Genomic DNA, 10,178 nt, shown 5'->3' with positions numbered 1-10,178 from the left:
GACCTCACAGAATTGCAGCAGCCTTGGTCAGGAACCAGATGATAATCACCACCAACAGAGCACCGATACCGACCACCGCACCCAAGTCTTTCCAGGTCTTGCGTTGGTTCTGCACGTCGGCATAGACGGTCAGGGAGTGCCAGGCCACACCGAGAAAAGCGAGCAGGGCGATCAGCAGGCCGAGCAGAATGCCGCCGTCGTAGGCGTAGTTTTTGATCGTCTCGATCAACCCGGAACCTTCACCACGTGAAGGTGCCTCCATGGTGGGAAGTTCGGCAAAAGCCAGGCTTGGACCGAGCACCAGCATCAGACCGATTAAGCGCTGGCTCGCATGATCACGCAGGTTGTTTTTCAGGGGGACAAGGCACTTGAGCATGACGGTGATCTCCGGTGTTAGGACAGGGTGAAGAACATCAAAACCAGCAAGGTGAGCAGCACGCGAGCGGCGCTGCCGCCGAAGGCTCCAAAGCGCACACTGCCGGCGGCCCAACCCCGGTAAGCCGTCCACATCACCCAGGCACACCAAAGCAAAGCCAGGACTAGAACCAGGGACAGCCACAGTGTCGAACTGCTCTGCGGTGAGAAACCGGAGGCGTTTTGGAACGCTGAGGTCTGGGCGTCAGTCATGCTCATGGAGAGGGTTCCGCAGGCGGAGTGTCGAGGTGGTAATCGCCGACCAATTCAGTGGGGTCGCGGGGTTGAGCGCGAGAGGGGGACAGATAGCCCTGCACACCTTGACGGATGCGCTGGATGTCCTGAGTCAGCCGGGGATAGTCGAAGCGATAGCGCTCGACTGATTCTGATGGGCTGGCTGCCTCAGCTTGCGTTGCAAGGCCTTCGATAGCATCGAGTTGCTGCAGAACCAGGCTGAGTTGACTCTGTTTATGAGTAGATGCGGCATAGCTACCGCCATGGACAAGTACCAGCGAAAGTAGAGACAGGTAGCGAAAAGCAGTAGTCGGCATGATGTTGGCCCATAGTCATATGGAACCAGAATCAAGTTAAAAGGGTGGGCAGGGCAGTAAGAAAAGCGAGATATGAGGAATCGCTTTTTCTTTATCAAGATACGCAGCGGAAATTGAGGTGCAGGTCGATTGAATCTGGGTTTTAGGTTTTTGAGGTAACCCCAATCCGTGCTCGATAGATTGGCGATGACGTTCGGGTCATCTTTACATCAGAGTCTGTTGGAAAGATGAGCAGTATAAAGGAGACGAAACCCGGCGTGACGCCGGGTTTCGATGCCTTACAGAATGTTTAGCGGATAGCTAACAATGACCCGGTGCTCGTCGCTGTCCCGCTGCGTGGACACTTCAGTGCGTAGTGACGCATGGCGCAGGGAAATGCTCAAATCCTTGAGCGGACCTTGCTGAATGACATAGCTGACCGTCAGGTTGCGTTCCCATTCGCTTTTGTCGCCCGTCGGCGTGCGGATGTTCGAGCCGCTTTCGTACATGCCCATGAAGCTCAAACCAGGAACACCCACCGTCGCAAAATCATAGCCGTAGCGAACTTGCCAGGTGGTTTCCCCGGCGCGCTGGAACTTGCCGATCATCGACTCCGTCATGAAATAGGCGGTGGAACCGTCGCCCTGGTTCAACCAGACGGCATCACTGTCGCCGCTGACTTGTTGCAGGCCAGCGGCGAAGGTGTGGCCGTTCACCAGGTAGGTGAATTGCGCGCTGTCCAGGCGACTGTCGACCTTGCCTTTGGTGACGCCATTACCGTAATAGCCAAAGGTGTAGAAGTCGGGATTATGACCGTTGGCGCCATCGGAGCGGTTGTCGAAGTGACGCAGGTCGGTACGCAGGGTGCCGGGACCCACCTTAAAATCGTATTTGAGCCCGAGAAAATTCTGTTTGTAGAAGTCCTCCAGGTTGCCGTAGTAGTACTGCAATGTTAGGTCTTTGGTCGCTTTGTAGTCCACGCCGCCGTAATAGAACTTGTTCACGAATTCACCGGTCTGCGCGTTGTTCGCGCCGGGAATCGACATGCCCATCTGGTTACTTGAACCACGACCTTTGACGTGCTCCAACTGGCCGAGGGTGAACGTGAAATTCTCCAGGTCTTTGGACTGAATCTGCCCGCCATTGAAAGTCTGTTGCAGCATGCGGTCGGTGGACATCACCACCGGCAACATCGGCACCAGCGTGCCGTATTTCAGTTCGGTGTTGGAGAACTTCGCCTTGGCCGTCAGGCCCAGGCTGCCGAACTCATCCACGGCACGCCCATCACTGTCGGTCGGGAAGATGTTGCCGTTGAAGGCAGTGCTTTGCGGGTTGTAGTGCCGACCTTTTCCGGAGTCCAGACGGACCCCGAACATACCAATGGCGTCTACGCCGAACCCGACCGTACCTTGGGTGTAGCCGGACTGAAAATTGGCGATAAAGCCCTGGCCCCATTCCTGAGTGTAATTGGGGTCGGCGGCGCCGCTGCGGTTGTCGGCATTACTGAAAAAATTACGGGCCAGCACGCTGAGCTTGCTGTCTTCCACCAGGCCAGCGGCGTAACCATGTTGAGCAATGATCAGGCCGCAAAGGCCGGCCACTACTTTAGGTGCGCGATTGAAAAGCTCCATCGGAGTCATCCCCATGAGTTGTCGAATGTTGTGAGAGGCAGTCAAAAGCGGCAGTAAGGTTTTTATTGTTTTTCAGGAGCAACGGTGGCCGGCAAGACGTTCAGTCTCACGGGCGGCAAGCGGTACAGGATGAACAGCGCCAAAACGCCGAGACCGGCGCACAGCAGCAGGCCGACGCCCACCGACTGGGCCAGTGCCTCACGGGCCAGGTTCAGCCATTGCGGGTGTTCGAGCAGCGCTGCAGCGGGGTGCAGCAGGATCTGCGGGTCGGCGTACATCGCCAAACCGTCCGCGTGTCCTTGGGCAATGAACAGTCGTTGCAGGTTGGCGCTGTACAGCAGGTTGACCAGCACGCCCATTCCCGCCGTTCCCAGCAAGCCTCCGACAAGCCGTAGCGATTGGGTCAGCGCGGTGGCGATGCCGAGGAACTGGCACTCGGCGAGGGTCTGGGTGAAGACCGTCAGGTTCAGCAGGATGAAGCCCAGCCCAAGTCCCGCCAGCAGGATCAAGCCGAGTAGCGCATTAAACGAAGCGTTGCGTCCGGCGATGGCCAGCCCGAGGCAGGCCAGCAGCAGAGCGACAAAACCACCCAGCGGCAACAGGTTTGGATTGCGCAAGCGGGTGACGATGCGACTGTTAACGATGGCGCCCAGGGTGATGCTCAACGCCAGTGGCGTAATCAGCAGGCCGGCATCTTGCGGCGTGTAGCCATAGCTTCCTTGCAGTAACAGCGGCAGATAGAACAACAAGGAAAACATGATCGCCCCGGCCGCCATCGACAGCAGAAACAACAGACGCATGCTCGGTAATACGAGTAACGCCGCCGGCAGCAGTGCGTGTTGGCAGCGACGTTCCCAGTGCCATAGGGCAAGGGTCACCACGACGCAACTCAATCCCAGCGCCGCGCTTAGGATCAGACTGGCATGGCCCAACCATTCGACGAACAACTGCAGGCTGCCCAGCGCCAGGGCAATCAGTAATGCGCCGGGCCAGTCGAGGCTGATTTTTGCCCGTTGCTGCGGGCGGTAATAAGGCAGGTAGCGCCAGGCAAAAAACAATGCCAGGCAACCCAGCGGCAGATTGATGTAGAACACCGAACGCCAACCATAGGCTCCCGTCAGATAGCCGCCCAACCCTGGCCCGATGGCGTTGACCACGCTGAACAGTGCACTAAGCAACATCTGCCAGCGCAGGCGTTGGCGGGTGTCGGGAAACAGTTCCGGAATGCAGGCGAATGCCGTGCCGATCAACATGCCACCGCCGACACCCTGCAAGGCGCGGCCGATCACCAGCCATAACATGTCAGTGGCGAGTGCGCAGGCCAGTGACGCCAGGGTGAAGATCACCGTGGCCGCGATGACGAAGGGCTTGCGCCCGTAGTAATCGCCCAGTCGGCCGAAGATCGGAATCGTGACAATCGATGCCAGCAAGTAACCCGTGGCCACCCAGGCGTAGAGCTCAAAACCCTTGAGTTCGGCGACAATGCTCGGCAAAGCGTTGCCAATCACCGTCTGGTCGAGCGCCGAAAGCATCAGCACCAGAGAAATGCCGAGCATCGCCAGCAAGGCCTGCTGGAAACTCAGGGCAGGGTGGGTGGCCACAGTCATCGTCGGCTCCTCAGCTCAACGCCGCAACGGCAGCGGCGATCCGCGAGCAACCTTCGTCGAGGGTCTGGATGTCGGTGGCGATGGACATCCGGAAGAACGGTGCCAACCCGTACGCGGTCCCGGCCACCACGGCCACCCCCTGACTTTCCAGCAGGTACATGACCACGTCGTAATCAGTGTCCAGGCACTTGCCTTGAGTCGTCGACTTACCCAGCAAACCCGCGCAGTTCACATAGAGATAAAACGCGCCATCGGGTTTGCGGCAACTCAGTCCATCGATGGCGTTGAGCAGGTCCAGGCAACGATCACGACGTTGCTGGTAAACCACTACGCTGTCTGTGACGAAGGTCTGGTCGCCATTGAGTGCTTCAACCGCTGCGGCCTGGCTGACTGAGCAAGCATTACTGGTCGATTGCGATTGGAGGGTGGCCATAGCGCCGATCAAATCAGCCGGGCCTGCGGCATAGCCGATGCGCCAGCCCGTCATGGCGTAAGTCTTGGACACGCCGTTGACCAGCACGGTGCGCTCGGTCAGCGCCGGTTCGATAGCGAGGATGTGCGGGTTTTCCAGGCCTTCATAGCGGATGTGTTCGTATATGTCGTCGGTCATCAGCAGCACCTGCGGATGTTCGAGCAGCACATCGGCCAGGGCACGCAGTTCGGCAGCACTGTAACTGGCGCCGGTCGGGTTGCTCGGCGAGTTGAGCAGTAACCAGCGAGTACGCTCGGTGATCGCGCCGCGCAGTTGCTCCGGGGTCAGCTTGAAGGCGTGTTCTTCCGGGCAGGCGAGGGTGACTGGTTCGCCTTCGCAGGCCAGTACCATGTCCGGGTACGACACCCAGTACGGCGCCGGAATCAACACTTCATCGCCGGCGCCCAAGGTGGCGGCGAAAGCATTGAAAATCGCACTCTTGGCGCCGCTGGTGACCAGGATCTGATTCGCGCCATACGTCAGGCCGTTTTCCCGCGCCAGCTTGTCGGCAATCGCCTTGCGCAGTTCCGGGGTGCCGGCATTTTGTGTGTAACGGGTTTCGCCGCGCTCGATGGCAGCATTGGCCGCTTGCCGAATGTGCGTCGGAGTATCGAAGTCCGGCTCGCCGACTACCAGATTGATGATTGATTTACCCTGCCGGCGCAGTTCGTTCGCCCGGTCAGAAGCGGTGCTGCTTGGGGACGGCTTGATGCGTTGCACACGGGCGGCGATGCGGGAGGCGGTCACGTGTCGTTCCTCGTTGATGACGTTGACGAGGCCCTACAGTACGAGTCGCTGCTTGCGCCGCCATAAGACGAGATCGTTCTGGTCGGATAGGAATCGCTTATGGCTGGAACTGAACACGCTTTGCACCACGGCGGTGCGCTCAAGCCTGTATGCCCGAGGCGGGTGTCGATCAGAATCGCCCCGATCCAGCCATAGCAAAGGCTTATGGTTGAGCCTTTGACTTAACCACGCATGCAAGATTTTGCGCTGGCCTGGCTCTTGCTAACACTTGTGGGTTGTCTCCCTTTTTCGAGTAAGAGCATCGCCACCGTGAATCTGCGTCGCTTGAAGTATTTCGTGAAACTCGTCGATATCGGCAGCATGACCCAGGCCGCCGATGTGCTGCATGTCGCGCAACCGGCGCTCAGTCAGCAACTGGCCACGCTGGAAGCGGAGTTGCAGCAACAGCTGTTGATCCGGACTAAACGCGGCGTCACCCCGACCGAGGCGGGCAAGGTCCTTTACGGCCATGCGCAAATCATCTTGCGCCAGTGCGAGCAGGCTCAAAGCGACATCAATGCCACAGGCCATGCCTTGTCCGGGCAAGTATCGGTCGGACTGGCCCCGGGCACCGCCGCGTCGTCGCTCTCTTTGCCGTTGTTGCGCCGGGTGCGCGAACGTCATCCGGGCATTCTGCTGTACCTCAATGAAAACTTCGGCACCACGTTGAGCGAGCTGATCATGAACGGCCGGATGGATATGGCCGTGCTCTATGGCGGGCGCGAAGTCCACGGCTTGAGCTTCGTGTCGCTGCTGCGCGAGCACCTTTACCTGGTGAGCGCTGATCCGGTTATCAGCACGCTCGACGAGATTCCCCTGGCCGAACTGGCGGACATGGACATGCTCTTGCCGCGTCCCTACAACGTGATGCGGCGGCTGGCGGATGAAGCCTTCCAGCGCATCGGCATGAGCGCGCGGGTGGTGGCAGAAATCGAATCGTCGATCACCCTGACGGCTGCCGTCGCCGAGCATTTCGGCTCCACCATCCTGCCCGAATCCTCGGCGCGGGTGATGGTTGCCGCCACCTCAGTGCATATGTGCCGCATCGTCGAGCCGGAAATCGAAGCACCACTGGCACTGTGTTTGTCCGGACACCTGCCGCTGTCGGTGCCGGCCCAGGCGGTCAAGGCAATTCTGCTGGAACTGGTTGCGGAGATGCGCGGTAGCCTGGTCTGAACGGTCATAAGGACGGCTTATCACCCCAAAGCCAAAGCGTCTTGGTCGTCGTTGATGGGGCTCGCTACATTGACTCCATCCACTCAGACACGCTCGACAGGCAGGGGCCCACGCATGGATTCAGAACGCATCAAGGGGTTGATCGATTTGCTCGCCGAATCCGATTTGCTCGAACTGAGTCTGACCGAAGGCGACAGTACGATTCGCCTTTTCAAGCAGGCCGGGAAGGTCGTGGCGACCGAGGCGCAGGCTGATCAGGCGCCGGTACCGACCGTGGAATCACTGAAGCCCTCATCGGCAACGGCCACCGAGATCAAGGCCAGTCTTTACGGCGTGCTGCACCTGACGCCGGCGGCGGGGGAAGCGCCCTTTGTTGCGGTCGGCGATCAGGTTGAAGCGGGGCAGACTCTGGCGGTCCTCGAAGCGATGAAGATGTTCCACCCGGTCAAGGCCAAAACCGCCGGCCGGATCACCGCGATCCTGGCCCAGGGTGGCGCCGAAGTCGAAGCCGGTCAGTCGCTGTTCCGCCTCGGTTGATCCCCAGCTTTTTCTCTTTCAGGTGAATTCAATGTTCGACAAAGTGCTGATCGCCAACCGCGGCGAAATCGCCCTGCGCATTCAGCGTGCCTGCCATGGCCTGGGGATACAGACCGTGGTCGTACACTCCGAGGCTGATCGCCACGCGCAGTACGTGCAAAACGCTGATCAGGCCCTGTGCATCGGGCCTGCGTCACCTGGCCAAAGCTATCTGAACCAGGCAGCGTTGTTGTTTGCCGCCAAGGTCAGTGGCGCTCAGGCGATCCATCCGGGTTATGGCTTTCTGTCGGAGAACGCCGGGTTCGCCGAGCGTATCGAAGCCGCCGGCCTGACCTTTGTTGGCCCGAGCGCGGCGTGCATTCGGACCATGGGCGACAAGGTCGCCGCAAAACGGGCAATGCGTGAAGCCGGCGTTCCGTGTGTGCCGGGGCCGGACTCTGTGATGCCCACCGACGATGCCAGCATTCAGGCGATTGCCCGTGACATCGGTTACCCGGTGATCGTCAAGGCGGCTGGCGGCGGCGGCGGGCGCGGCATGCGCGTGGTGAAAGAAGAAGGCGAGTTGCTCGACGCCATCGCCCTGACCCGTGAAGAAGCGCGGCTCGCGTTTGGCAATCCCGAGCTCTACATCGAGAAATTTCTCGGCCATCCACGGCATGTGGAAATCCAGGTGTTGTGCGATGCCCATGGCCAAGCAATCTGGCTCGGCTGCCGCGATTGCTCCTTGCAACGTCGGCACCAGAAAGTCCTGGAAGAAGCGCCGGCGCCCGGCATCGATCCCGAACTGATCGCTAAGGTCGGCGAACGCTGCGCCGCCGCTTGCCGGCAGATCGGCTATCGCGGCGTCGGTACGTTCGAGTTTCTGTACGAGGACGGTGAGTTCTTCTTCATCGAGATGAACACCCGGCTGCAAGTTGAGCACCCGGTGACGGAGATGACCACCGGTATCGATATCGTCCAGCAGCAACTGCGCATGGCACGCGGCGAAGTGCTTGAGCTGCGCCAGCAAGACGTGCAGCTCAACGGTCACTCGCTGGAATGCCGGATCAATGCCGAGGACCCGATCACCTTTATGCCGACGCCAGGGCTGATCCAGCGTTGGGAAGTTCCCGGCGGTTTTGGGGTGCGGGTCGACTCTCACGTCACCACCGGGTACCGGGTGCCGCCGTATTACGACTCGATGGTGGCCAAGGTCATCACCCATGGGGCGACCCGCGATGAGGCCATGGCCCGTATGCGCCTGGCGCTGAGTGAACTGTGCGTCGAAGGCATCTCGACCAACATTCCCTTGCACCGCGACATTCTCGACGACCCGGCCTTCTGTGCCGGTGGCGTGGATATCCATCACCTGGAGCGTTGGCTGCAACAAAGGAGTCCGACATGAGTATTGCTTCTGTACCGCTGCGCCCGCGCATCAGCCTGCTAGGTTCGACCGCGCTCTTGTTCGAAGCCCCAGGTGAACTCGATCTGGCGCCGCAACAACGGATTTGGAGCCTGGCCTTGCAGGCTGGCGAATGGGCTGAGATCCACGAAGCGGTTCCCGGCATGAACAACCTGATGCTGACGTTCATCAAGCCGCCGCGTGACCTCAACGGGTTGTGCGAGCGCCTGCTGCAGGCCTGGGAAACCAGTCAACCGCTGCCGCTGGAAGGACGCATCGTTGAGCTGCCGGTGGTTTACGGTGGTGAGTTCGGCCCGCACATGAATGACGTGGTGGCGCACACAGGGCTCGACATCGAGACCATTGCCAACCTGCATTGCGAGCCGTTGTACCCGGTGTACGCCTTGGGCAGCCATCCGGGCTACTGCTACCTCGGCGGCATGGATTCGCGTTTGGTCACACCTCGACGGCAAGTGCCGGTGATCAGCATCGCGGCTGGTTCGGTGTCGATTGGCGGGGTGCAGACCGGCGTCTCTGCCTCCGCTGGCCCCAGCGGCTGGAACACCATCGGCCGCACCGAAATGTCCTTTTTTGACCCGACCCAAAACCCGCCGGCGATGCTCAGGCCGGGCGATATGTTGCGCTTGCGCATCGAGAGGATCATTCGATGATCGAGATTTTATCGGCCACAGCACTGGCCACAGTGCAGGACTTCGGTCGCTTCGGCAGTCTCGGCTACGGCGTCGGCACTTCCGGCGCAATGGATCATTTGGCGCTGGCGCTGGGCAATCTGTTGCTGGGTAATCCCGAAGACGCGGCAGCCATTGAGATTCCGTTGTTCCCGTTCGAAGTACGGTTTACCCACGATTGTGCGTTCGCGTTCACCGGTGCGGCTTGCGAAGCGACTCTTGATGGTCAGCCATTGTTGCCGTTCTGGGTGGCGCAGGCTCGGGAAGGCCAGGTACTGAACCTCGGCTATCCAACCTCCGGCAGTCGGGCTTATTTGTGCCTGGCCGGCGGTGTCGACGTGCCATCGGTGCTCGGTTCACGCAGCACGCAATTACGCGGCGAGTTCGGTGGTTTGCAGGGCCGTGCCTTGCAACAGGGAGACCGGATATCGGCGCTGCGTCCGGGCGTCAGTGTGCTGCCGACGGATTTCGGTGTCGTGCCGCCGAGCCAGGCGTTGCCCATGCAACGCGATGGCCTGCCAGCGATGCGCGTACTGCCGGCGGCGGAATACGAGTGCTTTCTGGAGGAATCCCGTGCGGCATTTTGGGCTGGTGAGTGGAAGGTCACAACCCAGAGCAATCGCTACGGCTACCGCCTCGAAGGCGCGCCGATATTGCCCAAGGCGCCGATGGAAGTTCGCTCCCACGGCATCGTCCCCGGCGTGATCCAGGTGCCTCACGGCGGCCAGCCGATCATCCAGATGCGCGACGCGCAACCGAGTGGCGGTTACCCGAAATTCGGCACGGTGATCGAGGCCGACCTGTGGCGTCTGGGTCAGGCTCCGACTGGCAGCAAGGTACGGTTTATCGAGTGCAACTACGCCGAAGCTGTTACGGCCCTGGAAGACAATCAGTGCTATCTCGCGGAGGTCAGCCGCTTGGTTGACCTTCACGGGCTGGCCTCGCGTTAAGGACA

Annotated in this window: 11 protein-coding genes; 5 read left to right on the top strand and 6 right to left on the bottom strand. The window is 60.2% G+C overall.

Annotated features, from left to right (window positions below):
* Positions 1 to 4: 4 nt before the first annotated feature.
* The 6 genes from ACA047_RS18095 to ACA047_RS18070 all read right to left on the bottom strand — a co-directional run bounded on the left by ACA047_RS18095 (position 5) and on the right by ACA047_RS18070 (position 5,401).
* Positions 5 to 376, bottom strand: a complete 372-nt coding sequence (locus tag ACA047_RS18095) for a TIGR03745 family integrating conjugative element membrane protein (protein WP_262947854.1) — start codon at positions 374 to 376, stop codon at positions 5 to 7.
* Positions 377 to 393: 17 nt separating this feature from the next.
* The gene (locus ACA047_RS18090; RefSeq protein WP_497351577.1) at positions 394 to 633 is read right to left on the bottom strand and encodes a TIGR03758 family integrating conjugative element protein; all 240 of its coding nucleotides are present in this window, start codon (positions 631 to 633) and stop codon (positions 394 to 396) included.
* Entirely contained in the window at positions 630 to 965 is a 336-nt protein-coding gene (locus ACA047_RS18085) for an integrative conjugative element protein, RAQPRD family (protein ID WP_497351575.1), read from the bottom strand. Before ACA047_RS18085 ends, ACA047_RS18090 begins: the two co-directional genes overlap by 4 nt.
* Positions 966 to 1,243: 278 nt before the next feature.
* The gene (locus ACA047_RS18080; RefSeq protein WP_497351573.1) at positions 1,244 to 2,575 is read right to left on the bottom strand and encodes an OprD family porin; all 1,332 of its coding nucleotides are present in this window, start codon (positions 2,573 to 2,575) and stop codon (positions 1,244 to 1,246) included.
* Between the two features lie 62 nt (positions 2,576 to 2,637).
* Positions 2,638 to 4,182, bottom strand: a complete 1,545-nt coding sequence (locus tag ACA047_RS18075; RefSeq protein WP_497351571.1) for an MFS transporter — start codon at positions 4,180 to 4,182, stop codon at positions 2,638 to 2,640.
* 10 nt (positions 4,183 to 4,192) lie between these two features.
* Positions 4,193 to 5,401: an aspartate transaminase gene (locus tag ACA047_RS18070; protein WP_497351569.1), complete on the bottom strand. Its 1,209-nt coding sequence runs from the start codon at positions 5,399 to 5,401 to the stop codon at positions 4,193 to 4,195.
* A 309-nt stretch (positions 5,402 to 5,710) separates the two neighbouring features.
* Between ACA047_RS18070 and nac the strand changes: the two genes are divergently transcribed.
* The 5 genes from nac (at position 5,711) to ACA047_RS18045 (ending at position 10,173) form a co-directional block, all read left to right on the top strand.
* A complete protein-coding gene (gene nac, locus ACA047_RS18065) occupies positions 5,711 to 6,616 on the top strand; it encodes a nitrogen assimilation transcriptional regulator NAC (RefSeq protein ID WP_497351567.1) in 906 nt (301 codons plus the stop codon).
* A 114-nt stretch (positions 6,617 to 6,730) separates the two neighbouring features.
* Positions 6,731 to 7,153, top strand: coding sequence for an acetyl-CoA carboxylase biotin carboxyl carrier protein (locus tag ACA047_RS18060; protein WP_497351565.1), 423 nt, complete (start codon positions 6,731 to 6,733; stop codon positions 7,151 to 7,153).
* A 31-nt stretch (positions 7,154 to 7,184) separates the two neighbouring features.
* Complete coding sequence (gene accC, locus ACA047_RS18055) at positions 7,185 to 8,537, top strand: acetyl-CoA carboxylase biotin carboxylase subunit (protein WP_497351563.1); 1,353 nt, start codon at positions 7,185 to 7,187, stop codon at positions 8,535 to 8,537.
* Positions 8,534 to 9,205: a 5-oxoprolinase subunit PxpB gene (pxpB, locus tag ACA047_RS18050; protein WP_497351561.1), complete on the top strand. Its 672-nt coding sequence runs from the start codon at positions 8,534 to 8,536 to the stop codon at positions 9,203 to 9,205. Before accC ends, pxpB begins: the two co-directional genes overlap by 4 nt.
* Complete coding sequence (locus ACA047_RS18045) at positions 9,202 to 10,173, top strand: 5-oxoprolinase subunit C family protein (protein ID WP_497351559.1); 972 nt, start codon at positions 9,202 to 9,204, stop codon at positions 10,171 to 10,173. The genes pxpB and ACA047_RS18045 overlap by 4 nt, the downstream gene beginning before the upstream one ends.
* Positions 10,174 to 10,178: the final 5 nt, after the last annotated feature.

The organism is Pseudomonas sp. LBUM1664 (assembly GCF_059695895.1).
Note: the sequence above shows the minus strand (reverse complement) of the source record. Positions and strands in the feature narration are given on the sequence as shown.